The 23866-nt window shown below is 66.1% G+C and carries 25 protein-coding genes; 16 read left to right on the top strand and 9 right to left on the bottom strand.

From position 1 onward, the window contains the following. Positions 1 to 50: 50 nt before the first annotated feature. The 4 genes from J3454_RS09985 to J3454_RS09970 form a co-directional block, all read right to left on the bottom strand. Positions 51 to 1241 (bottom strand): efflux RND transporter periplasmic adaptor subunit, encoded by a 1191-nt coding sequence (locus J3454_RS09985; RefSeq protein ID WP_349513612.1) that lies wholly within the window; start codon positions 1239 to 1241, stop codon positions 51 to 53. Positions 1242 to 1432: 191 nt separating this feature from the next. After that, positions 1433 to 1699, bottom strand: a complete 267-nt coding sequence (locus J3454_RS09980; RefSeq protein WP_349513611.1) for a GlsB/YeaQ/YmgE family stress response membrane protein — start codon at positions 1697 to 1699, stop codon at positions 1433 to 1435. A 107-nt stretch (positions 1700 to 1806) separates the two neighbouring features. Further along, on the bottom strand, positions 1807 to 2106 hold the full coding sequence (gene sciP / locus J3454_RS09975; RefSeq protein ID WP_349513610.1) for a CtrA inhibitor SciP: 300 nt from the start codon (positions 2104 to 2106) through the stop codon (positions 1807 to 1809). Continuing rightward, positions 2103 to 2558 carry a hypothetical protein gene (locus tag J3454_RS09970; RefSeq protein ID WP_349513609.1) on the bottom strand — a complete coding sequence of 152 codons (456 nt, stop codon included), beginning with the start codon at positions 2556 to 2558 and terminating at the stop codon, positions 2103 to 2105. Before J3454_RS09970 ends, sciP begins: the two co-directional genes overlap by 4 nt. Before the next feature lie 172 nt (positions 2559 to 2730). Between J3454_RS09970 and mnmA the strand changes: the two genes are divergently transcribed. Continuing rightward, positions 2731 to 3903: a tRNA 2-thiouridine(34) synthase MnmA gene (mnmA, locus tag J3454_RS09965; protein WP_349513608.1), complete on the top strand. Its 1173-nt coding sequence runs from the start codon at positions 2731 to 2733 to the stop codon at positions 3901 to 3903. Here mnmA and J3454_RS09960 read toward each other — a convergent pair. After that, entirely contained in the window at positions 3900 to 4271 is a 372-nt protein-coding gene (locus J3454_RS09960) for a hypothetical protein (protein WP_349513607.1), read from the bottom strand. The genes mnmA and J3454_RS09960 overlap by 4 nt on opposite strands. A 35-nt stretch (positions 4272 to 4306) precedes the next feature. Between J3454_RS09960 and J3454_RS09955 the strand changes: the two genes are divergently transcribed. Beyond that, a complete protein-coding gene (locus J3454_RS09955) occupies positions 4307 to 5452 on the top strand; it encodes a serine hydrolase domain-containing protein (RefSeq protein WP_349513606.1) in 1146 nt (381 codons plus the stop codon). Between the two features lie 88 nt (positions 5453 to 5540). Here J3454_RS09955 and J3454_RS09950 read toward each other — a convergent pair whose 3' ends face one another. Together J3454_RS09950 and pdxH are read right to left on the bottom strand one after the other, a co-directional pair. Beyond that, positions 5541 to 6368 (bottom strand): PhzF family phenazine biosynthesis protein, encoded by an 828-nt coding sequence (locus tag J3454_RS09950; RefSeq protein ID WP_349513605.1) that lies wholly within the window; start codon positions 6366 to 6368, stop codon positions 5541 to 5543. Between the two features lie 12 nt (positions 6369 to 6380). Further along, on the bottom strand, positions 6381 to 7058 hold the full coding sequence (gene pdxH, locus J3454_RS09945; protein WP_349513604.1) for a pyridoxamine 5'-phosphate oxidase: 678 nt from the start codon (positions 7056 to 7058) through the stop codon (positions 6381 to 6383). Between the two features lie 290 nt (positions 7059 to 7348). Here pdxH and J3454_RS09940 point away from each other — a divergent pair, with 290 nt between their 5' ends. The 3 genes from J3454_RS09940 to fabI all read left to right on the top strand — a co-directional run bounded on the left by J3454_RS09940 (position 7349) and on the right by fabI (position 10231). Next, positions 7349 to 8353 carry a DnaJ C-terminal domain-containing protein gene (locus J3454_RS09940; RefSeq protein WP_349513603.1) on the top strand — a complete coding sequence of 335 codons (1005 nt, stop codon included), beginning with the start codon at positions 7349 to 7351 and terminating at the stop codon, positions 8351 to 8353. A 28-nt stretch (positions 8354 to 8381) separates the two neighbouring features. Beyond that, positions 8382 to 9374, top strand: coding sequence for a YihY/virulence factor BrkB family protein (locus J3454_RS09935; protein WP_349513602.1), 993 nt, complete (start codon positions 8382 to 8384; stop codon positions 9372 to 9374). A gap of 62 nt (positions 9375 to 9436) precedes the next feature. After that, complete coding sequence (fabI, locus tag J3454_RS09930) at positions 9437 to 10231, top strand: enoyl-ACP reductase FabI (protein WP_349513934.1); 795 nt, start codon at positions 9437 to 9439, stop codon at positions 10229 to 10231. Between the two features lie 28 nt (positions 10232 to 10259). Here fabI and J3454_RS09925 read toward each other — a convergent pair whose 3' ends face one another. After that, positions 10260 to 11318 (bottom strand): CDP-alcohol phosphatidyltransferase family protein, encoded by a 1059-nt coding sequence (locus J3454_RS09925; protein ID WP_349513601.1) that lies wholly within the window; start codon positions 11316 to 11318, stop codon positions 10260 to 10262. A gap of 104 nt (positions 11319 to 11422) precedes the next feature. On the opposite strand from J3454_RS09925, the gene J3454_RS09920 reads away from it, so the two are divergent. Then, on the top strand, positions 11423 to 12304 hold the full coding sequence (locus J3454_RS09920) for a CDP-alcohol phosphatidyltransferase family protein (protein WP_349513600.1): 882 nt from the start codon (positions 11423 to 11425) through the stop codon (positions 12302 to 12304). On the opposite strand, the gene J3454_RS09915 is transcribed toward J3454_RS09920, so the two are convergent. Next, positions 12274 to 13374: a glycosyltransferase family 4 protein gene (locus J3454_RS09915; RefSeq protein WP_349513599.1), complete on the bottom strand. Its 1101-nt coding sequence runs from the start codon at positions 13372 to 13374 to the stop codon at positions 12274 to 12276. The genes J3454_RS09920 and J3454_RS09915 overlap by 31 nt on opposite strands. 358 nt (positions 13375 to 13732) lie before the next feature. Between J3454_RS09915 and J3454_RS09910 the strand changes: the two genes are divergently transcribed. The 10 genes from J3454_RS09910 (at position 13733) to J3454_RS09865 (ending at position 23863) form a co-directional block, all read left to right on the top strand. Further along, positions 13733 to 14833 carry an inositol-3-phosphate synthase gene (locus tag J3454_RS09910; protein ID WP_349513598.1) on the top strand — a complete coding sequence of 367 codons (1101 nt, stop codon included), beginning with the start codon at positions 13733 to 13735 and terminating at the stop codon, positions 14831 to 14833. A gap of 78 nt (positions 14834 to 14911) precedes the next feature. Next, positions 14912 to 15667 carry a phosphocholine cytidylyltransferase family protein gene (locus J3454_RS09905; RefSeq protein ID WP_349513597.1) on the top strand — a complete coding sequence of 252 codons (756 nt, stop codon included), beginning with the start codon at positions 14912 to 14914 and terminating at the stop codon, positions 15665 to 15667. Beyond that, entirely contained in the window at positions 15664 to 16911 is a 1248-nt protein-coding gene (locus J3454_RS09900) for a glycosyltransferase (protein WP_349513596.1), read from the top strand. Before J3454_RS09905 ends, J3454_RS09900 begins: the two co-directional genes overlap by 4 nt. Continuing rightward, the gene (locus tag J3454_RS09895) at positions 16908 to 18080 is read left to right on the top strand and encodes a KpsE/RkpR family capsule polysaccharide export protein (RefSeq protein ID WP_349513595.1); all 1173 of its coding nucleotides are present in this window, start codon (positions 16908 to 16910) and stop codon (positions 18078 to 18080) included. The genes J3454_RS09900 and J3454_RS09895 overlap by 4 nt, the downstream gene beginning before the upstream one ends. A gap of 2 nt (positions 18081 to 18082) precedes the next feature. Further along, positions 18083 to 18880, top strand: a complete 798-nt coding sequence (locus J3454_RS09890; protein WP_349513594.1) for an ABC transporter permease — start codon at positions 18083 to 18085, stop codon at positions 18878 to 18880. Positions 18881 to 18945: 65 nt separating this feature from the next. Beyond that, entirely contained in the window at positions 18946 to 19659 is a 714-nt protein-coding gene (locus J3454_RS09885) for an ABC transporter ATP-binding protein (protein ID WP_502878588.1), read from the top strand. A gap of 11 nt (positions 19660 to 19670) precedes the next feature. Next, complete coding sequence (locus tag J3454_RS09880; protein WP_349513592.1) at positions 19671 to 20516, top strand: SAM-dependent methyltransferase; 846 nt, start codon at positions 19671 to 19673, stop codon at positions 20514 to 20516. Between the two features lie 149 nt (positions 20517 to 20665). Continuing rightward, complete coding sequence (locus J3454_RS09875; RefSeq protein ID WP_349513591.1) at positions 20666 to 21238, top strand: hypothetical protein; 573 nt, start codon at positions 20666 to 20668, stop codon at positions 21236 to 21238. After that, entirely contained in the window at positions 21235 to 23484 is a 2250-nt protein-coding gene (locus tag J3454_RS09870; RefSeq protein ID WP_349513590.1) for a glycosyltransferase, read from the top strand. The genes J3454_RS09875 and J3454_RS09870 overlap by 4 nt, the downstream gene beginning before the upstream one ends. Next, a complete protein-coding gene (locus J3454_RS09865; RefSeq protein ID WP_349513589.1) occupies positions 23477 to 23863 on the top strand; it encodes a hypothetical protein in 387 nt (128 codons plus the stop codon). The genes J3454_RS09870 and J3454_RS09865 overlap by 8 nt, the downstream gene beginning before the upstream one ends. Positions 23864 to 23866: the final 3 nt, after the last annotated feature.

Below are 23866 nucleotides of genomic sequence, written 5' to 3'. Positions count from 1 at the left end.
TTCGCTTCTCGTCCGTCAGTTACGCAAGTGTTTTGCGCATTGATGCCGGATTACTTCTGCTGGGCTTGCGGGTTGATCGTCTCGCCCGCGTTCAGGAACCCGCCCGCGCGCAGCACCACTTGCTCGGTGCCCGAAAGCCCCTCGGTAATGGCGATGCCCTGCTCGGTCACCGATCCGATCGTGACCGCGCGGCGCACGGTCTTGTTGTCCTCGCCCACGATATACACAAAGCTGCCTTCCTCGTCGGCCAGCACCGCGCTTTCGGGAAGCACGGTTGCGGTCAGGCTGCCGCCGTTGATGCGCGCGGTGGCAAAGCCGCCGGGGCGCAGCGCGGGCGCGAATGGCAGGGCAATGCGGGCCGTGCCCTGGCGTGAGGCCTGATCGATCACCGGCGACAGCTGCCACACCTGTCCGGAAAATTCCTCGTCCGAGCCTGTGGGGATCACCGTCGCCATGGTGCCGACACTCAGTCCGGCGAGCTGTTCCTCGCTCAACTGGGCGAGCATTTCCATCTCGCCGCCGCTGGCGATGGTGAACAATGCGCCCGTGCCGGGGCCGACTGTCTGTCCGGGTTCGACATTGCGTTGCAGCACATAGCCCGAAGCCGGGGCGACCACGTTGAGCCGGTCATTGCGGGCGCGCAGTTCGCGCAGCTGCGCCTCGGCCACCTTGACCCGCGCCGCGGCGGCATCACGCGTCGCGGTCAGCCGGTCGACATCGGCCTTGGAAATGAAGCCGCGCTCCACCAGTTGCAGCGCGCGGTCGAGGTTCGCCTGCGCGATATTGGCGTCTGCGCGCGCGACCTCGATCTGCGCGGCCTGCGCTTCGGCCTGCTGCACCTGCACGCTGCGGTCGATCACCGCCAGCACCTGGCCTTGTTGCACCCAGTCCCCGGCATCGACGGTAACGCGCACCACCTGTCCGCCCTCGCCAACCGAGCCGACCGGCATCGGGCGGCGCGCAGCCAGCGATCCGGGCGCTTCGATCGTGGCGGAAACCGTGGTTTTGCCGGGCGTGATAACCGTCACCACCGGGGCTTGGGAATTGTCGTCGCCGACAGCCACCGGCTCGCCGCCGGCCAGCGCGAAATAGGCGCCGATCGCCAGCAGCAGCCCGAACAGGCCCAGCCCGCCGACGATCAGCCAACGCGGGACGCGCGGCGTGGAAAGCGTCCGTGCGCCGGTGTATTCCGTGGTCACTCCGTCGGCAGCCTCGGCCCGGATGGAGGTTTCGTAGTTCATTGCCATTCCCTCGTCGGAACCTGCAGCCTGCGCGGTTGTCATGGTTCCTGAGTGTATTATCTCGATAAGTCACCGTGCGCAACGACCGATAGGCCGCTTGGTGCCGGCGGGCAATGCCTGCATCGACGGGTGACTTGGGTTCTAGACGAAGGACACTCCGACCGGTTCCCCGGCCGGAGCGTTAGGCACCTTCAGCGCAGACGCCCACGCTGGATCAGATTGACGACCCCGAGCAGGACAACCGCACCCAGCAGGGCGACCAGAAGGCCCCTGATCGAGAATTCCTGAACGCTGCCACCGATGCCGAGCAGCGGGCCGGCAATCAGGTTGCCGACAACCGAGCCGACGCAACCGACCACGATATTCCAGAAAATGCCCATCGAGGCATCGCGATTCATCACCAGACTGGCGAGCCAGCCCGCCACGCCGCCGACGATCAGTGCGATTATCAATCCCATGGCAATACTCCCTGCGCGGCAGAGCCGATCAAAGATGGCCGTCCGCTCGCAAGGGGCTGTTAACAGGTATGGACAGGCTTAGCGAATCGCGGTCGCAGCAGCGCGGCTCAGTATTTGAGCTGGCGCTGGTAGAGATCGCGGTAATGCTGAATCTTGGTGACGCGCAGACCATGCATGCCCGAACGATCGACCGCGCGCTGCCACGAGGCAAATTCCTCGAGCGTCAGGCCATAACGCGCCAGCGCCTCATCGAGCGTCAGCAGGCCGCCATTTACGGCAGCGACCACTTCGGCCTTGCGCCGCACCACCCAGCGCCGGGTGTCGGGCGCGGGAAGATCGGCAAGCGTCAGCGGCTCACCGAGGGGGCCGATTACCTGTGCGGGGCGAATGTCCTGATTTTCAATCATGTTATGTCTCTCGCATCGCCTCCAGGCGCGTCCGTCACAGGCCCGGTATCGTCCAGCGATACCGCGTCGTGCCGGATTGCCGCGCGTGCGCAATTCCTATCGTCCCAGCCTTTAGAGCACTCTAAAGCACCAAGGTTAATACCGGGTTCGTTTTCGTCGATCATGGCGAAATAGCTTGCTGCCGCATCGCCGAAACTGGCCCCGACCGCATCGATCTGGCCACGCGATTCGTCGCGTAGTAACAGGCGCAGATCACGCGCAGCGTTGAGCCGGGCAGTAATTTCGCTCCATTCGACGGCGCGCAGCGCATCGCCCGAACGCCTTGCAGCGCGCGATTCGAATCGCTCGGCCACAGGCGCGCCAGCGCTGCGCCGCAGGCGTGCGCCATCCTCTGCACGCCGGTTGAGCGGGGGGCGAAGCGATGCATAAACGGGGTCGGTCTTTTCGAACATGATGGCCTGTCATAAGGCGATTGCGTCAAGATCGGGTAAAACTGCCATTTACTCCAGCTTAGGAATAGTCCGGGTCGGGCAGGAACCTTGGTAAACGGCGCAGGCGAATTCGGCGCAGCCCTGCGGCACTGGCGAAACCGGGGAGGCGTCGCTATATCGCGCCCGCATTCTCATGGATTTGCCGACTCTCTCGCAGGCCGGCCCGCTGACCGGGCCCGATGCCGCCGCCCTGTTCGACCTGCCACGCGCAGCTTCGGATTGCCGGATCGTCGTGGCGATGAGCGGCGGGGTCGATTCGTCCGTGGTCGCCGCAATCGCCGCCGCGAGCGGAGCCGAAGTGATCGGCATCACGCTCCAGCTGTATGATTACGGCGCGGCGACGGGACGCAAGGGCGCGTGCTGCGCGGGCGACGATATCCGCGATGCCCGCGCCGTGGCCGACCGGCTGGGCATTGCGCATTACGTGTTCGACCATGAAAGCGCGTTTCGCGAAGAGGTGGTCGAACAGTTCGCCGACGAATATCTCGCCGGTCGCACGCCGGTGCCCTGCATACGCTGCAATATGGGGCCCAAGTTCACCGACCTGTTCCGCATGGCGCGCGAGCTTGGCGCGGACTGCCTCGCCACCGGGCATTATGTTCGGCGGGTGATGACCACGGGAGGCACACCGCAACTCCACCGCGCCTTCGATCCGGCGCGCGATCAGTCGTACTTCCTTTATGGCACCACCGAAGCGCAGCTCGATTACCTGCGCTTTCCGCTCGGCGGTATGCCCAAGGTGCAGGTGCGCGAGCTGGCCGACGCGGCGGGGCTGAGGAACGCGGCCAAGCCCGACAGTCAGGACATCTGCTTCGTGCCGGATGGCAACTACGCCAAGATCGTGACCAAGGTGCGGCCCGAAGGCGCAGCGCCCGGCAAGATCGTGCACGCCGCGACCGGCCAGACGCTCGGCCAGCACAAGGGCATCGTCCACTTCACCGTCGGCCAGCGCAAGGGGCTGGAGATCGGCGGCCAGCCCGAACCGCTCTATGTGATCGGCCTCGACGCAGGCCTGCGCGAAGTGCGCGTCGGGCCGAAGCGGATGCTGGCGGTGAACGCCGCACGCCTGACCGAAACCAACCGGATCGGGCCGCTGCCCGACGAACCGCTGACGGCCAAGGTGCGCAGCCTCGCCAAGCCGGTGCCGATCACGCTCGAAGGCCCATTGGGTGACGACGCGGCGGTGACGATCCGGTTTGCCGCGCCCGAATACGGCGTCGCGCCGGGTCAGGCGGCGGTGATCTATGCCGGGGAGCGGGTCATCGGCGGCGGGTGGATCGATTCGACCGAGAAGGTTGCGGGTTAACCCTCCCACGTCTCCAGCACGCAGCCATAGCCTTCGCGGTAGGTCGCAGTCGCCTCGGCCACCAATGGGAAGCGGGCGGTGACGCTTTTGGTCTCGATATCCTCGACCAGCGTGACCGCCTCCATGCCCGCCAGCTTGTCCTTGGTGCAATCCTGCAGGCTGCGCCCGGCGACGAAGCGGCACGAACACCCGACCCGCGCCGAATAGGCCGATGCGACGCTGCCATAACCGGCGATGGGTTCACGGAAGACCCAGACTGTTGCAGCGAATGCGACGATCGACAGGCCGACCACCCACAGCACCAGCCGCCGCCAGTGGATGCCGGACGATTTGGCTGCCGAACGGGCATACGGGTTCGCTTTCACCATTGCCAAGCCTCCATCCATCGGGAATTGGGGGCCGCATGACCCCTTCGCAGACGCCCCCTAGCCGCGCAGTCGTGCTTGCGCCAGCCCTGCTCATGCTCGCCGCCTGCGGCGCTGCGCCGCCTGCCCAGACACCGTTGAGCGATGCGGCGCTGGCCGCTGTCACCGCCGATGCGGGCGCGCCGAAAGACCAGCTCGCACGCCAAATCGACGATCTGTTCACCCAGCCCGGCCTCGGCGAAACGCGCGCCGTGGTGGTGATGGCGGACGGCGATCTCGCCGCCGAACGTTACGCGCCCGGTTATGACGCCGACACGCGGTTCATCAGCTGGTCGATGGCCAAGACGGTCACCGGCGTGCTGATCGGAATGCTGGCGGCCGACGGGTTGCTGGCGCTCGACGAACCGGCGCCGGTTCCCTTGTGGCAGCGCCCCGGCGATCCGCGGGCCGAGATCACCTTGCGCCACCTGCTGCAGATGCGCAGCGGATTGCGCCATACCGAAGCAGGCGATCCGCCCTACGAATCGAGCGAGGTCAGGATGCTGTTCCTCGACGGGCGCGACGACATGGCGCGCTGGGCGGAGGAGCAGCCGCTGGAGGCCGAACCGGGCGAGCGGTTCGAATATTCCTCCAACACCAGCGTGATCCTCGCCGATATCGCTGCGCGCGCGCTGACCGACAGCACCAAGCCCGAAGCGCGGCGCAAGGCGGTGGCCAATTACCTGCAAGAGCGCCTGTTCGAACCGCTCGGCATGACCAGCATGGTGCCCGAATTCGACGCATCGGGCACGCTGATCGGCGGCAGCCTGATGCACGCGACCGCGCGCGACTGGGCGAAGCTGGGCGAGATGCTGCGCCGCAAGGGCCGCGCACCGGGCGGCGAGCAACTGGTGCCGAGCCGCTGGGTCGAAGCGATGGTGACGCCCAGCCCCGCCAGTCCGCATTATGGCTTCCAGACCTGGCTCAACCGTCCGATTCCCGGCGCGGAAGCGGGCCAGCACCCGCTGTTCCCCGACCGCGCGCCCGAAAGCCTGTTCTCGCTGATCGGGCATATGGGGCAGTATGTCCTCGTTTCGCCCAGCCAGCGCGTCACGCTGGTGCGGCTCGGCCATTCGGACAGTGCGCAGCGCCCGCCGATGTTGCAGCAGGCGGCGGATGTGCTGGAATTGTATCCCGTTCGCTGACCTTTGTGCGCTCCCGCGAAGGCGGGAGCCTCCCGATAGTGGGCGCGATCCGACCGAGACCCCCGCCTGCGCGGGGGATCACGCGAACTCACAGATAAAAGCTGCCCTCGACCACGGTGACGCACGGCCCGCCGAGCCATGCCTTGTCGCCCCGCTCGTCTTTGGCCAGCCGCAGCGTCAGGTCTCCGCCGCGCGTGCTTGCCTGATGTCCGGTGAAGCTCTCCCGCCCCAGCCGCTTCGCCCAATAGGGGGTGAGCGCCGCGTGGGCCGATCCGGTGACGCTGTCCTCGTCCACCCCGCCGCCGGGCACGAACACGCGGCTGACGATGTCGGATTTCTCGCCCGGTCCGGTGGCGATGAACTGGTCTTTGCCGAGTGCCTCCAGCCCGCGAATGTCGGGCGAAAGGCCGCGCACTGCCGCTTCATCGGCATAGAGGTAGATATTGTAGCCCAGCTCCGAGCGAACCACCTCCAGCGGCTCCGCCCCCAGCAGCCGGATCGCTTCGGCCTGGTTGTCCGCCGTGTCGGGCGCAGTGACAATCGCGGGAAGCGCCAGTTCATAGGCATCGCCCGCGCGCACCACTTCCAGCACGCCCGATTGGCGCGTGCGGAACGTCACGCGCCCCTGCCCGTTGCCGACGCCATCCCGCGTCAGCAACACATGCCCGCTCGCCAGCGTCGCATGGCCGCACAACGCGATCTCGTAGGTCGGCGTGCACCAGCGCAGCTCCCAATCCGCCTCACCGGTCGCATCGCGCACCACGAAGGCGGTTTCGGCAAACAGGTTCTCGGCCCCGATCGCGACCAGCACATCGTCCGGGAGCCATTCGTCCAGCACCATCACCGCCGCCTGATTGCCACCGAAGGGCCGGGCGCTGAAGGCATCGACGTGCCAGTAGGGAATTCTCTGCGGCATCTTTGGGGTTCCTCAGGGGTAAAGGAGAGTATCCGCCCACGATGCATCCGCGCTTTCACGGAGAAACTCGCGGCGGTCGTGCAGCCGGTTGTCGCGGTCGATCCAGAACTCGATCCGGCGCGGGGAGAGTGTGAAGCCGGTCCAGTGCGGCGGGCGCGGCACCTTGCCTGTCCTCTCGTGCGCACCCCAGATTTCCTGCACACGGTCGAGATAGGTCTGGCGGTCGGGCAGCGGGCGCGACTGGTCGGACGCTGCGCTGCCGACCTGGCTTTTGAACGGGCGCGATTGGAAATAGGCGTCGGCGGCTTCGGGCGTCACTTCGGTCAGCGGGCCTTCGATCCGGATCTGACGGCGCAGCGATTTCCAGTGGAACAGCAGCGCGGCCTGCATATTGGCGCGGATCTGCCCGCCCTTGCGGCTCTCGGCATTGGTGAAGAAGGTGAAACCGCCGCCCGTGATCTGATCGGCGCCGTGGCCCTTTAACAGCACCATCCGCACCGAGGGCGCAGCGTCCGGCGTGGCGGTGGCGAGCGCCATGGCATTGGGATCGTTGATTTCGGCGGCTTGCGCATCGGCGAACCATTCATCGAACAGCGCAAAGGGATCGGCCCTGGCGCGAATCACGCTATCCGCCAGCTGGGCATCATCGAGCGCGCTGGATTCGAGCGGGGCGTGACTGGATTCGTTCATCAAAATGCCCTTCAAACTGAAGTAGGAGACAGATGAGACACTGTCCAGAAGCGCAAAAACCGCCCGCCCCTCAGGATCGTTCCCGCGCCTGCGCTATCTAGGCAGGCAGCCGCCACGGCGCAACGGTGATGCGCCCTCGGCAGCGGGTAGGAAAGCGGGGTGTTTGCCCGCTGTGTCGGTCTGGCCGCAACGCCGGATTCCGCCCGCAGCGCCCTGATGGTGAATTTTGCCTGACGACTCCGCCTGCTCCCCGCTTGCGCAAGGCGACTGTCTCACCTAGCTAATACGCCATGCGCGATCCCTACAGCACGCTCGGCATTGCCCGCACCGCTTCCGAAGCGGACATCAAAAGCGCCTATCGCAAGCTCGCCAAGGAGCTGCACCCGGATCGCAACAAGGATAATCCCAACGCGTCCGAGAAATTCTCCGATGCCACCCGCGCCTATGATCTGTTGTCGGACAAGGCCAAGCGCGCCCAGTTCGACCGGGGCGAGATCGATGCCGAGGGCAATCCCGCCAATCCCTTCGCCGGCATGGGCGCTCGCGGCAGCTATGGCCGGGGCAATTACGGTGCCGGGCCGGGTGCCGGCGGGCCGGGTGGGCCGAACGGCGGCGATTTCGGCGGGTTCAATCCGGACGATGTCGATCTGGGCGATCTGTTCGAAGGCCTGTTCGGCGGCCGAGCGCGCCAGCAGCCGCCGCCAAATGCGCGCCGCGGCTTTGGTCGACAGGCCCCACCGCCGCCGCCCCGGCGCGGCGCGGACATCCAGTACCGGCTCGCCGTGCCCTTCGTCGAGGCTGCTGCGGGCCGCGATCAGCGCATCACGCTGGCTGATGGCAAGGCGATCAGCCTGAAACTGCCCGCCGGGGTCGAGGACGGCACGATGATGCGCCTCAAGGACAAGGGCCATCCGGGCACTGGCGGCCCGGGCGACGGAATAGTGATGGTCGAAGTGGGCGCTCACCCCTTCTTCAGCCGCGAAGGCGACAATATCCGCATGGACCTGCCGATCACGCTGGACGAGGCGGTGCGCGGGGCCAAGGTCAAATGCCCGACGGTGGATGGCCCGGTGATGTTGACGATCAGGCCCGGCACCAGCGGCGGCACGGTGCTGCGGCTGGCGGGCAAGGGGTGGACGAAGAAGACCGGCGGCAAGACCGCCGATGGCAAGCCCGAACGCGGCGATCAGCTGGTGACGCTGGAAATCCAGCTTCCCGCCGATCTGGCCGCGCTTGAAGAACGGCTCGACGGATGGGTTGATACCGCACGCCCGCGGGAGAAGTTCGGCCTGTAGAGTCCGGACGTCAGGAAGCATATCGACCATGAGCGCCAACCAACTTCCGCCTCCAGACGAGCGGGAAGTGCGCTCGCATTCGCCCGAAGCGCGGCGCAAGGCACGGGCGCGCGGCGAGGACCGGAACAAAGGGCTGAAGGCACGGCTGCGGCGGCGGCTGGGGCCGGGCACCAAGGTGTTCGAAGTGGCAGGCCGGGTGGCGGCGGGCACCTATACCGAAGGGTTCATTCATGCCGGGAACCTCGCCTATCTCGCCATGCTGGCGATCTTCCCCTTCTTCATCCTCGGCGCAGCGCTGTTCGAACTGATCGGCGGGCGCGAGAGCGCGGAAGGGATGATCGACGCGATCAGCGTGACCCTTCCGCCGACTGTCTCCGGGGTGATCACGCCGGTCGCCGAGGACGTGATCTATGCGCGGTCGGGCTGGCTGCTGTGGGCGGGCGCGGGTGTGGCGTTATGGACCGTGACCAGCCTGATCGAAACGATCCGCGACATTCTGCGCCGCGCCTACGGCACCAAGGCGACGGCGGCGTTCTGGAAAACCCGGCTCTTGTCGGCGGGGTTGATCCTGGCGGCGGTGCTCGTGCTGATGATCTCGCTGTTCGCGCAGGTAATGATCGGCGCCGCGCAGGAGGTGATCCTGGCGTTCTTCCCGCAACTGGCCGAACTGATCGATACCTTGCGCCTGTCGCGCATTGTCCCGACGCTGGGGCTGGCGGGATCGCTGTGGGTATTGTTCTACACGCTCACCCCGCACACCTATCGCGCGCGCCGCTATCCCAAGTGGCCCGGATCGCTGTTCACCACCGCGTGGTGGCTGGGCGTCACCGCCGCGCTGCCGGCGGTGCTGCGCAGCTTTTTTACCTATGATCTGACCTATGGCAGCCTTGCCGGGATCATGGTGACCTTGTTCTTTTTCTGGCTCGTCGGGCTCGGGCTCGTTATCGGCGCACAATTGAATGCGGCGCTGACCGAGCCAGAGCGCGAGGAACAGCCCCAAGCCGAGGAGATGGCAGGATGAACGACACCACGGGCGATCAGAATCGGGGGCAGGATCGGGGGCAGGATCGGGGCGGCACCCTGATGCAGGGCAAGCGCGGCCTGATCATGGGGCTTGCCAACGACAAGTCGCTCGCTTGGGGCATTGCCAAGAAGCTGGCCGAACACGGCGCACAGCTGGCGTTTTCCTATCAGGGCGAGGCGCTGGCCAAGCGGGTGAAGCCGCTGGCGGAACAGCTGGGCAGCGATTTCACCTTCGAATGCGACGTTTCCAGCATGGAATCGCTCGATGCGGCCTTTGCAACGCTGAAGGAACGCTGGGACAGCATCGATTTTGTCGTCCACGCGATCGGCTATTCGGACAAGAACGAACTGCGCGGGCACTATGTCGACACCAGCCTCGACAACTTCCTGATGACGATGAACATTTCCGCCTATTCGCTGGTGGCGATCACCCAGCGCGCAGCGGCGATGATGCCGGAAAGCGGCGGCACGATCCTGACGCTGAGTTACTACGGCGCGGAAAAGGTGATCCCGCATTACAACGTGATGGGCGTGGCCAAGGCGGCGCTGGAAACCAGCGTCAAATATCTCGCCAACGACCTCGGCCCGCGCAATATCCGCGTCAACGCGATCAGCGCGGGGCCGATCAAGACGTTGGCCGCCAGCGGCATCGGCGACTTCCGCTACATTCTCAAGTGGAACGAACTGAACGCGCCGCTGCGCCGCAATGTCACGATCGACGATGTCGGCGGCGCGGGGCTTTACCTACTGTCCGACCTGTCATCGGGCGTCACCGGGGAAACGCATCATGTCGATGCAGGGTACCACGTGATCGGGATGAAGCAGGAAGACGCGCCCGATATCGCCCTGTCCTAGGCTGAAGCTGGCCTAGGCTGAAGCTGTCCTAGGCTTGTCTGCGGGCGGGCGCACGGGCGCGCACCAGCAGCGCGATCACCGCCATCAGCCAGACGGCGGCGGCGGCGGTAAAAATGGTCAGCGCCGCTGTGACCCATCCCAGCGCAATCGTCACCGCCAGAAACAGGCAGTAGAAATCGCGCATGGTGAGATAGCGCAGCCAGCGGGTAAGCGCGGTTTCGCGGCCCGCCAGCAACGCTTTTGCCCCGTCGAAATTGAGCGGTTCGCCGCGTGCACGCGCATACTGGCCGAGCAGCCCCATGCCGAGCGCGAGGATGCCCAGCCCCGCCAGCCCGATCAGCGCCACAGCGGTCTGTCCGCGCAAGGCAAGATTGGCGATCACTCCGCCCAGAAACCCCAGATTGGTCGCCGCATCCACCGCGCTGTCCCACGCCGCGCCGCTGGGCGAGGTGCGGTAGGTGGCGCGCGCGATCTCCCCGTCGATCCCGTCGGCGATAGAGGCGATCTGGAACAATACCGCGCCCGCCACCAGTCCGGCAAAGGTACCCGTCAGCAGACAGGCCGCCATCGTCAGCGCAATTGCGCCGGTCAGCGCGGTCGCTTGGCCGGGCCGCACCCAGTCGAACCGCAGCAGCAGGGCCGAAACCGCTTGTGAAAGCGGACGGTTGAGGCGGCGTGACACGATCCCGTCCCCCGGCTTGGCGGTGGCGCGGATGATCTTGCGATTCGCCTGCTCCAGCGTCGCATCGGGATCGGCCGGCGACGGCAGAACCGGCGCAGCCTCCGCGATCAGTGCAGCGATGGCCGCCGCATCGGGCAATGTCTCCCCCGGGATTGCATCCTGCCGCGCCCCACTCTCGACCACCGCCGCAACGCTGGGAGCAAGCCGTGCGATTTCGGCGCGGGCAAAGGGGCTGAGGTCGCCGCCATCCTCCAGCACAAGCACCAGTACCGGCATCGGCACCGATGGCGCGCCCGCCCGCACCTCGGCATAGGCGCGCGCGATCCGTGCCGCAGCCGGAACCCCGGCAACCAGACGGTTGGCGGTGCGGGCAGAAACGAAGCGGAATGCGGCGGTATCAATCATGCATCCCCGTACCATCGCGGATTTGCGCTGTAAATCAGTCCTCTATATGGACGATCAAGCCAAGGCAGAGCAAGCCCGCTCGCCTTCCGAACCGGTGATGCGTGATGGACCCCGCCTGCCTTGCTGCCCCGACAAAGCGGCCCACACGCCCGGCGGAGCTGGAAGACACGCTCAACGCCCGCCTCTACCACCCGCTGTCGTGGCGGCTGGCGCGGCGGCTCGCGCCGACTGCGATCACGCCCGACATGGTCTCGGCAGCGGGCGCGCTGGCGATCATTCTGGCGGCGGTCGCCTATAGCCAGCTGGCATGGCCATGGGGCGTCATGCTGGGGCTGGGGCTGCACATGGGCTGGCACGTGCTCGACGGGGCGGACGGCGATCTGGCGCGGCTGACGGGGCGCAGTTCCCCGCATGGCGAGCTGGTTGACGGGATCTGCGATTATGTCGGGCATATCGTGCTGTATGTGACGATGGGCTTCATCGCGGCGAGCCAGATCGGCGGTTGGGGTTGGGCGCTGATGTGGGCGGCGGGCGCCAGTCGGGTGGTGCAGGCCGCGCATTACGAAGGCGCGCGGCGGCAATACCAACTGGCCGTTTACGGCACCCCATGGATGGCGAGCGAAGCGCCGGTTGTCTCGGCATCGGGGCGGCGGCATCCTTTCGTAGTCTATTACCTGTGGCTGACCGGCATTATCGTGCCGCATGGCCCCGCCCTGACCGCCGCCGCGCAGGACCCCGCCCATGCGGAGGCGCTCCGCACGGCGATGCGATCGCGCGGGAGCGAATGGCTCGGCCGCATCAGTCCGCTCAGCGCCAATTACCGCACGCTGGCGGTCGGCGCGGCGATGCTGGCGGGCAGGCCGCACTGGTATTTCCTGTTCGAGGTGCTGCTGCTGGGCGGGGTGCTGGCCGCATCCTTGTGGCGGGTGCGGCGCGTGTTCGGCGGAGTGCTGGATCAGGCCGCGCCTGCCAACACGCGGTCGTAAAGCGACAAATTGGCGGCGGCGAAGGCCCGCCAGTCAAGTTCGGCAGCGCGGGCCAGCCCCCGGGCGCGCAGATCGGCGGCGAGCGCCGGGTCGTCCACCACCCGCTTCAGCGCGGCGGCGATTGCGCCCGGATCGCAGGGATCGGCCAGCAGCGCCGCCCCGCCGGTGACTTCGGGCATGGCCGAACAATCGCTGGTGACCACCGGGCAGCCGCAGGCCATCGCCTCGGCCAGGGGGTTGCCGAAACCTTCGACGAAGGATGGGTGCAGCAACGCTGCAGCCCCCGCATAAAGCTGCACCAGCGCAGGCCGATCGACCGGGCGGAGAAAATGCACCCGCTCCACCATCCCGAGCCTGCGCGCCAGCCGCTCCAGCGCCGGCCCGGTGTCGCCGCGCCGCCGCACCAGCACCAGATCGATATCGGGCACCGCTGCGAAGGCCAGCGCAAAGGCGCGCAACGCGCCCTCGTGGTTCTTGTACGGCGCGCCCTGCCCGACGATCAGGCAATAGCGCCGCCCGGCTGGCACTCCGATAGCCGCGAGCGCGCCCGCATCGCGTGGCACGAGGCGGAAATCCGCGGCCACGCCCGACGGGGTGACGATCACGCGATCCGCCGCTGCGGGCGCGATGCCGAGGATTGCGGCGCGGCTGGCGGCGCTCACCGTGGTCACCAGCGCGGAAGCGGACAGCGCACGGCGGATTCCGTGGCCATAGAAATGCCGCTCGATGCGGCCCCACGGCGAGGGATTGCACCAATGTGGATGCGTCAGCCACATCACGTCGTGCACGGTGGTGATCGCAGGCATTTTCAGCCCACCGGGCAGGATGTTGGCGGGCGCGTGGAACAGGTCGATACCCGCAAGATCGACCGCCAGCGGCAGGTGCAGCATCGTCACCGGGCCATTCGCCGGGCTGCGCACCACGACCTCGCGGACATTGGCGGCATCGCTCAGCGGCTGATCCCGCACCGGATTGCGCAGGAGCGTGAATTCGTATTCGGGCGCCAGCACCGGCAGGTGCCGCACCAGCGCCGCCACCACCTCGCCGATACCACTGGGACGGGCGCCCACGTAGCGGCAATCGATGACTATGCGCGGACGGCGAGGCGGTTGCACTTTATTCATATATGACAGGTTGTTGACACGCCTCGGCTCGCCGCAAAAATGGCGCGGATCGCCGCACCGCCTGCTCGTTCGTCGGCCGCGCTGAAGCTGTTGCGGAACTCCTACGTATCAACCCTGAGAGAGCGTGCGAAACACGGGGAATTCCGAGGGTGCGGGGTGGGCAGATCACAACCATTTTCCAGTCAGTTGCCGTAGCGGGAAGTGAACTCTGCCGATACGCGAAGGGTTTGGGGAAGGATTTCGTTAGACTTGACAAGCGCTTGGTTTGCCGTGATTCGCCATGGGTAATATTGAGGAAATATCGATGAATCGCGTACGGGTCGCAATCGTAGGCGTGGGTAATTGCGCCTGCTCCTTGATACAAGGTGGTGCCTTTTATCGGCGCACGAAGTCAAGTGGCGGACTAATCCACAAGTCAATCGGGCCTTACGAGGTCAGCGATGTCGAATTTGTTCTCGGGATCGATATCGATCAGCGCAAAGTCGGCAAGCCTCTTGTTGAAGCGATTTTCGCTGCCCCAAACAATACTCAGGTGTTCGAGCCTGATGTTGCGCTAACACAGGCTAACGTCATCATGGGCCGATTGCTCGACGGCGTGGCTCCGCACATGCGGGAAGCTGGCGAGCGCGGTTTTCAGCCGTCCTCCGCGCCCGAGCCTTCGCAGCAGGACATTGTCGAGGCGCTGCGGCGCGAGCGGGTCGATGTGCTGGTCAATTTCCTTCCCGTCGGATCACAGCAGGCGAGCGAATTCTACATGGAATGCGCGCTGGAAGCGGGCGTGGGCGTGGTCAACGCGATCCCCGTGTTCATCGCCAGCGACGCCGCATGGGAAGCGCGCTTCCGCCAGCGCGGCCTGCCGATCGTGGGCGACGACATCAAGGCGCAGGTGGGCGCGACCATCATCCACCGCACGCTGTCCAGCCTGTTCTCCACCCGCGGCGTCACGGTGGAGCGGACATACCAGCTCAACACCGGCGGCAATACCGACTTCATGAACATGCTCGATGCCGAGCGCCTGACCCAGAAAAAGCTGTCCAAGACCGAAGCCGTGCAAGCGGCGTTGGCCGAGCGGCTGGATGACGAGAACATCCGCATCGGCCCGTCCGAATATGTGCCGTGGCAAAAGGACAACAAAATCGCCTTCGTCCGGCTCGAAGGCGCGCAATGGGGCGGAGTGCCGATGAACCTCGAACTGCGCCTCTCGGTCGAGGACAGCCCCAATGCTGCCGCCTGCGTGATGGACGCCATCCGGTTCTGCAAGCTCGCCCGCGATCGCGGCGAAGGCGGCGCGCTGACCGCCGAATCCGCCTATTACTGCAAGCACCCCTCGCAGCAGATGGGCGAGGAATCCGCGCTGACCCTGCTCGATGCCCGGGCCGCGCCGCAACTGGACGCCGCCGAATAATTCGCCCGATCATCGCCTTCACGCAACTGCACAAGCTTCCGCCGCCCTTCCTCTCCCTCCCGCCGGTTGATGCCTCCGATGAACGCACTGATCCTCGCCGCTGGATATGGCAGCCGCCTTGCCGCGCTCGGCGCGCCCAAACCGCTGGTGACAGTGGCAGGGGTTTCGCTGCTCGAATGGTCGGTGCGGCAGGCCGCCAGCGTCGGTGTGCGCCATGCCGTGGTGGTCACCGGGCACCGCGCGGCTGATATCGAAGCGCGCCTGCCGGGGATTGCCTACCGCACCGGCGTCACCATCGAAGCCTGCCGCGTCGCGGACTGGTCGCGGCCCAATGGCTATTCGGTGCTGGCCGGAGCTGCCCGGATCGAAGGCAATTATCTCCTGATGATGGCCGATCACCTGTTGTCCGCCGGCCTGCTGGAGGTGCTCGCGCAGGACATGCACCGCCCACATGGCGCGGCGCTGGCGATCGATCGCAACGTCGTCGGGCCAGCCATCGATCCCGGCGATGCCACTTGGGTAAGCCGCCGTGCCGACGGGCATATTGCAGCGATCGGCAAGCAGCTTGCCTGCTATGACGCGGTCGATTGCGGCGCCTTCATCGCCACGCCCGATCTGGCGCGCGCGATTGTCGCCGCCATGGCCGGTGGCGCTGCGGGCAGCCTGTCGCAGGGCATGCAGCGCCTCGCCGATAATGGCATGGCAGCCACCGTCGACGTCACCGGCCACTGGTGGATCGATGTCGACGATCCGCACATGCTGGCGCTGGCCGAACGGATGGCGCCGCTGTTCATGCCCGCGGGCGCGGATAGCTTGCGCAAGGCCGTGGCATGACCAGCGGAAAGCCCATCCTGCTCGATTGCACGCGTCTGGTGGCGCATCGCTGGTCGGGCAGCATGCCGACCGGGATCGACCGCGTGTGCGAAGCATACCGCGCGCACTTCGCGCCGCGCGCGCAGGCGGTGGTGCAGTTGCGCGGGCGGGCGCGGGTGCTGACCCGCACCCAGTCCGACAGCCTGTTCGCGATGCTCGCAGGCCCCCGCACGGCTTTTCGCCGACGGTTCGCAGGCCTGGCGGCGATGGTGGGCGCAGGCCGCGGACGGACCGACGCGGCAGGCGCGATCTACCTCAATGTCTCGCACACCGACTTCGATCTCGACCGGCATCTGGGCTGGGTTCACGACAGCGGGGTGCGCCCGGTCTATCTGGTCCACGATCTGATCCCGATCGAGCATCCGCACTTCACCACCCCGCACAAGGCCCAGCGCCATGCCGGACGGGTGCGCCGCGCGCTGGAGTCGGCAAGCGGTATCATCGCCAATTCGCAGACCACCGCCCGCGCCCTTGGCGCCTTCGCCGCAGCGCAGGGGGTGGAGCCGCCGCCGATCCTGGGCGCACCGCTGGGTAGCCCGGAACTGCCGGTCCCGCCGCAATCCGGGCCACGGCGGCGCGCGACCTTCGTGTGCGTCAGCACCATCGAGCGGCGCAAGAACCACATGCTGCTGCTCGACGTGTGGCAGCGCCTGATCGAACGCCATGGCGATCAGACGCCGCGGCTCGTCCTGATCGGCCGCTGGGGCGTGGGCGCGCAGGACGTGCAGCAACGCTATCGTGCCGATCCGCGGCTGCATCGCTTCGTCACCATCGACAATGATTGTCCGGATGCCGAGATTGCCCGCCACCTTCGCTCGGCCAGTGCGCTGCTCGCGCCCTCGCGCGCCGAAGGGTTCGGCCTGCCGGTGGTCGAGGCGCTGGGAATGGGCGTGCCGGTGATCGCCAGCGACATCCCGGCGTTCCGCGAAGTGGGCGCAGGCATCCCGACCTTCCTTGATCCTTGCGCGACCGAGGCGTGGCTGGCGCACATCGAGGAATTCGCCGCCAACGGTCGGGAGCGCAGGCGCCAGCTTGCCGCGCTGGACGGCTACCGCGCGCCCGAATGGCGCGATCATTTCGCGCTGGTCGACGACTGGCTGACCCGACTGCCCGCAGTCCGGCAGCTGAGCGCATCGTCTAATCTCGTCGGGGGCATTCATGCCGGGCAAGCCGCACAGCAAATGGTTGCGGGAGCATTGCCATGACCCGGATGGATCCGATCGCCGAACCGCTGCAACTGGAGCAGCCCGAACCCGAGCCGCAGCCCGTCCGGCACAGCCTGCTGGCCCGGCTGCGGTCGCTCAATCCGCTGTTCGTGGCCTTCGTGATCGTGCCGACCCTGATCGCCGGCCTCTATTTCGGCATCTTCGCCAGCGACGTCTATGTCTCGGAAAGCCGCTTTATCGTGCGCAGTCCGTCAAAGCCCAACCTGTCGCCGCTGGGCGTGGTGCTGGGCGGCGGCAGCCTGGTGGGTGCGAGCGAGGAAAGCGAGGCGGTGACCGAGTTTCTCGGTTCGCGTCAGGCGCTGGGCGCCATCAATCAGGATGGCTACGCGACCCGCGCATGGGGCAATTCGGAGATTTTCCTGTTCGACCGCTTTGGCGTGCTGGGATCGGATACGGGCGAGGACCTGTTCGAATATTACCTCGACAAGGTCATGGCCGAGGATTCGACGACCACCATGGTAACCGTGCTGACGGTGCAGTCGTTCAATCCACAAAGCGCGCAGGTGATCAACCGGCGGCTGCTCGAACAATCCGAGGTGCTGGTCAACGAATTGTCCGACCGCGCACGCGGCGATGCGATCGGGTTTGCCGAGGCCGAACTGGCGCGCGCGCGTGACCAGGCGCAGGCGGCGGCGCTGGCGCTGGCGACCTTCCGCGACCGCGAAGGCCTGATCGATCCCGAGTTGCAGGCCAGCGCCGGGCTGCAGATGATCGGGAAGTTACAGGACCAGCTGATCGCCGCGCAGACCCAGCTGCTACAGTTGCAGACCTACACCCCGCAGGCTTCGCAGATTCCCTATCTGCGCACGCAGATCCGCAATCTCGAACGTGAAATCGCGAGCCAGACGTCGCAGCTGGCAGGTGGGCGCGGTTCGCTGTCGTCGGCCTCGGTGCGGTTTCAGGAGCTGGCGCTGGCATCCGAATTCGCTGAAAAGCAGCTCGCCATCGCGCTGTCCGCCTATCAGGAGGCGCAGGCCGAGGCGCGCCGCAAGCAGGCCTATGTCGAGCGCATCTCCCAGCCCAGCCTGCCCGACGATCCCGCATTCCCGCGCCGGTTGCGCAACATCCTAGCCACCTTCGTGCTGGGGCTGCTGGCCTGGGGCGTGGTGTCGATGCTGCTGGTCGGCGTCCGCGAGCACCGGGATTGAGCATGGCGAGCGCGGCGCAACCCTCATTGGTCGCCAGCCTCAGGGTGCAGCGCCGAGTGCTGGGCGCGCTGCTGATCCGCGAATTGCTGACGCGCTATGGCCGCCACAATATCGGTTTTCTGTGGCTGTTCGTCGAACCGATGGTCTTCACCCTCGGCGTGACGGCGCTGTGGACCGCAACCAAATCGGTGCACGGCAGCGACCTGCCGATCGTCGCCTTCGCGCTGACCGGCTATTCCAGCGTGCTGCTGTGGCGCAACATGCCGGGGCGCTGCATCGGCGCGCTGGAGGCGAACCTTTCGCTAATGTACCACCGCAATATCAAGGCGCTCGATGTCTATATCGCACGGTTGATGATCGAGTTTTCGGGCGCGACGATCTCGTTTTTCACATTGGCGCTGTTCTTCATCATGATCGGCTGGCTGGAACCGCCCGAGGATTTCCTCAAGGTCGTGGGCGGGTGGTTGCTGATCGCCTGGTTCGGCGCCGCACTGGCGGTCGCGCTCGGGGCGCTGTCGCACGAATATGAAATCATCGACAAGCTGTGGCACCCCGCATCCTACCTGATCTTTCCGCTGTCGGGCTCGGCGTTTCTCGTCGCCGCACTGCCGCCCTTCGCGCAGGAAATCGTGCTCTATATCCCGATGGTGCACGGCGTCGAACTGGTGCGTGACGGGTTTTTCGGCAGCAAGGCGCGGGCGATCTACGATCTGTCCTACGTCATCCCGTGTTCGCTGGTGCTGTCGGTGGTCGCGCTGATGGTGGCACGCTGGGTCGAAGGCCGGGTGGTGCCGCAGTGATGAACGCGATCTTCCGCCCACCGCTCGCAAGGGAGGACAGCGCCGCCCCTTCCGCGTCTGCGTCCATGCCCGCGCCTGCCGGGCTGAGTGTCCGTGCGCTGGACAAGGCCTATGACACCCGCTTCGGCACCAAGCAGGTGCTCAAGGGGGTCAGCTTCGACCTTTCGATGGGCGAACGGCTCGGCATTCTGGGGCGCAACGGGGCCGGCAAATCGACCTTGATCCGGGTGGTCAGCGGCGCTGAACGCGCCAGCAGCGGGACGGTCGAGAGCAACATGTCGATTTCGTGGCCGCTCGCGTTCGGCGGAGCCTTCAACGCGCAACTGACCGGCGCCGACAATGTCCGCTTCATCAGCCGCGTCTACGATCAGGATATCGCGCACAACCTCGCCTTCGTCGAGGAATTCGCCGAGCTTGGCCCCTATCTGCGTGAGCCGGTGCGCAACTATTCGTCAGGGATGCGGGCGCGGCTCGCCTTTGCGATCTCGATGATCATCGAATTCGACTGCTTTCTGATCGATGAAATCGCATCGGTCGGCGATGCGCGCTTTCACGATCGCTGCAACCACGAATTGTTCGAGAAGCGCGGCGACCGGGCGATGGTGATCGTCAGCCACGATGCCGCCTACATCCGCGACAATTGCAACCGCTGGGCGATCCTGCACGAAGGCGAGTTCGTGCCGTACGACGATTTCGAGGTCGCTTACGCCATCTTCAAGGACCTGATCGGCTGGAAGCCGCCGCCGGGCTGGTCCCCGCATGAGCCGACCACGGCGTGAGGACCGGAGCCATGTGGAACCCACTCAAGCGTATCGGCCGTTCCGTCACAGCCGCGCCATCCCTGCGCGATCCGCTGTCGCAGGCATGCACCCAGGCGCAGATGGATGAGCCCGCCTATGCCTATTGGTGCGCAGCGATCGGCGAAGTGCCGCGCACCCACCGCAAGCAGTGGGAGTTCTGCTACATCCTGCAGGCGCTGGCCCGCAACGGGATGCTGGCGCCGGGTCTGCGCGGTCTGGGGTTCGGCGTGGGCGGGGAGCCGCTGGCGGCATTGCTGGCGCAGCGCGGGGCGGCGATAGTCGCGACCGATCTTGACCAGACCGAGGCGCAGGCGCTGGGCTGGGTCGATACCGATCAGCACGCCGCCAGCAAGGCCGCGCTCAACGCCCGCGCCCTGTGCGAACCCGAAGCGTTTGACCGCCTCGTCGATTTCCGCGTGGTCGACATGAACGCCATTCCCGCCGACCTTGCCGGACAATTCGATTTCTGCTGGTCGGCCTGCGCACTGGAACACCTCGGCTCGATTGAGCAGGGACTTGCCTTCATCGAACAGTCGGTCGAATGCCTCGTCCCCGGCGGGGTGGCGGTGCATACCACCGAATTCAACTGCTCCTCCGATGACGACACGCTCGACAACGCCAGTACGGTGCTATTCCGCCAGCGCGATTTTCTGCAGTTGGCCGCGACGCTGCGGGCGCGTGGTCACAGCATCGACATCACCTTCGATCTCGGGGATCAGCCACTCGACCAGCATGTCGACGTCGCCCCCTATTCCGCCGACAAGCACCTGAAACTCCAGATCGAGCAATGGGTGACGACCTCGTTCGGCCTGATCGTTCGCAAGGCGGGGGGCTAACCGATGGAACCTTCTGGGCAAAGCACCGGGACCCCCGCCGGGTGGCCTGGTCACGGAGGTCGACGATGAAGGGGGGCAAGGACATGTTTGCTATGGCGCGGCGCGGGGCAGCGCGGGCAGGGGCAGCGGCGACAACGTTAGGCAGGACCGTGGCACTTTCGCGCGCCAGCCGTCACGACCTGCTCGAAACCTCACATGAGGCGGCGCTGGCTGACCCGCGCTTTCGCGAAGGCATTGAGCGAGGCGACCGCGCGCGCGATCTGAGCAACTGGGCCGAGGCTGAGGCAGCATTCGCTGCAGCCCTCGATATCTACCCCTACGAACGCAGCTACTGGACCCAGTTGGGACACATGGCCAAAGAGCAAGGGCGCTTTGTCGCAGCCGAAATTGCATATCGCACTGCCTGTGCATTCGGCGCGCCGCCGCAGGATGTCCATTCTCATCTGCGGTTCGTACTGGCGCGGCAGGGCCTAGACGAACACCGTCACCCGATCCGATATCACGAAGCAGGCCCGCAGCCGCGACAGGTGCCGGGCGGCCCTGATGTTATTGCCGGTGCCCGCCTGCTGTGGGGAGCGCTGGGCGTGGATGATAATGACCTCGTCGCCTTGCTTCGCCACTGCGCCACACTTGACGCGTTGACCGCGGCGATGATCCGCGACCCCCGCTTCGAAAGGGCTAACCGGCCCTGGCTTGAACTGGTGTGGGAGGATGAATTGTGATTCGCTTCCTCCCGGATGCCCAGTCGCCGCCAATCTCGGTTGTGATCAACACGCTCAACCGTGCCGAACTGCTCGATGATGCGATCACCGGCGTCATGCAACTGGATTATCCGAATTACGAACTGGTGGTGGTCAACGGACCATCTACCGATCATTCAGAGGAGGTGCTGGCCCGCTGGCAGGGCCAGATCAAGCATTTGCGCTGCGACGTGCCCAATCTCTCCGTGTCGCGCAATTTCGGGATTGAAGGCGCGGTGGGGGAGATCGTCGCCTTCCTCGATGACGACGCCGTGCCGCACCCTCATTGGCTGCGCTATCTTGCGCGCAATTTCGCCGACCCCTCGATCGGCGGGGTGGGCGGCTTCACGGTCGACAATACCGGGGTGCGCTGGCAGGTGCGCAAGACGGTGTGCGACCGCTTCGGCAATGCCAATTTCCCGGCGGATTGCTTCGACGAACGGGTGCTGAACTGGCCAGGTACGCCGCTCTATCCTAGCCTGCTCGGCACCAATTCGAGCTTTCGCATGGCGGCACTGCGCGAGATCGGCGGGTTCGATCACACCTTCGCCTATCTGCTCGATGAGACCGACGTCTGCCTGCGGATGGTCGATGCCGGGTGGAACGTCGTCTACGAACCAGCGGCACTCATCTTCCACCAGTTCGCTGCCAGCCATATCCGTTCCAGCACGCGCAAGGCCAAAACGCTCTATCCGTCGGTGGTGAGCAAGACCTACTTCATAAATCACCACGGCCGGACCGAGGGCTATGGCAAGGTCGCGCAGGCGCTGCAGGACTACCGCAGCGAACTGCTGCGGGCCAATGCCTGGCTGGAGGAGCATGGCGAGATCTCACCGCACCATCGCCAGGCGCTCGACAGTGACGTGGAGGCGGGGACTGAGGCGGGAATGGAAGCGAGCAGCCGCGCCCTGCTCGAACGCAAGACCCGCGGCGACATGGTGCCCGAACCCGCACCCGCCCCGTTCCTTGCCCACGAAACGCCGCGCCCGCTGCGGGTCGTGCTGGTCTCGCAGGGACTGCCGCCCGATAACGAAGCGGGGATCGCCCGCTGGACAATGTTGCTGGCCGAAGGGCTGCGCGACTCCGGGATAGCAGTCCACGTCATCACGCGCACCCGCGACCTGCCCAGTCGCCGCTTCCGCGATGGCATCTGGTATCACAAAGTCGCCGCCGCTGGCGAGGATGCCGATGCCCTAGCCGCCGCCTACCGGGTGCCGCGCAGCGGGGTGGCCGACTGGATGGCCGGAGTGATGCGCGAAATCGCCTTTCTCAAGACCTTCGGGATCGATCTGGTGTCCTTCCCAGTCTGGGATCTGGAGGCGCTGCCCGTGCTTGATGATCCCGAGGTGGCGAGCGTGCTGAGCCTGCACACCACCTACAAACTTGCCCGCCCGTTCAAACCGGAGTGGAATTCGCGCATCATTTACGGGCGCAGTTTCGTTGAACCGATGATCGAGGCCGAGCGCGCGGCACTGGCCCGCGCGCCGCATATCCTTGCCAACAGCCGCGCCGTGATTGACCAGATCGAAAGTGAATATGGCGTCACGCTGGGGGAGCGGGCGCGGATTGTGCCGCACGGCACGCCCGATATTCTCGCGCGGCTCGGCGTCACATTGGCGGACAAGCTTGCCCGCCAGCGCAAGGGCGACGCCCTGCACGTGCTGTTCGCCGGACGATTCGAACCGCGCAAGGGCTATGACCTTGCGCTGAGAGTGGCGGCGCAGCTGCGCAGCGACGGACGGCTTTGCTTCGATTTTGCCGGAGCAACGCCAGACGCCGCCCTGCTCGACCGGATCAAGGCAGAACACGGCATCGATCCGGCGCACGATCCGGCTGTCCGCTTCCATGGCGAGGTCGATCGCGCCGCGCTCGAACGGCTCTATTACGATGCCGACGTGGTGCTGATGCCGAGCCGGTTCGAATCTTTCGGTCTTGTCGCGATCGAGGCGATGTCGGCGGCGACTCCAGTGCTCGCGCTGGCGCAGGGCGGGCTGTCCGAAGTGGTCGAAGAGGGTGTCTCGGGCTTCCTGTTCGCCGACGAAAACGCCTTCGTAAAGGGTGCAACGCAGCGTCTCGGCGCACTCGCCGGCGACCGTGCGCTGCTTGGCCGACTGGCGCAATCCAGTCATGCCGCCTTCGCCGCGCGCTTCTCGGATGCGGTGATGGCGCACGACGTGGCGGATTTCTACCGCAGTATTCTTGCAGCTTCAGGAGGCGATTATGATTGATCCCGAATGGGTCGCCCACGCAGCGATGCTGGCCGAAACCCCGCTTGCCGGGGGGGAGGCGGGCGGGCTTGCGCAGGAACTCGGGGACGAGCGCGAACTACTGCCATGGCTGCTGGTAACACGCGGAGGCTTTGCCGACTGGCCGGAAACGCGAGCAGCGCTAGCCGAGGCGGGCAAGGCGGTGATCCGCCCGCGCGCGCTGCTGCAGGCGGCCCGCAGCGGCGCCGCGCAGGAACAGCGCGAAGCATGCCGGGAGGCGTTGATGCGGGCCATCACCAAGAGCGATCAAGGCGAATGCTCGGCGGTGGACGACATGATTCGCGTCCGCCAGCACGTGTCGCGCCGCCCGCAACCCAATGATTTCATTTCAGCGAGTTGAACC

Origin of the sequence: Erythrobacter sp. NFXS35, from assembly GCF_040148725.1 — a bacterium.
Lineage (GTDB): Bacteria > Pseudomonadota > Alphaproteobacteria > Sphingomonadales > Sphingomonadaceae > Erythrobacter.
Note: the sequence above shows the minus strand (reverse complement) of the source record. Positions and strands in the feature narration are given on the sequence as shown.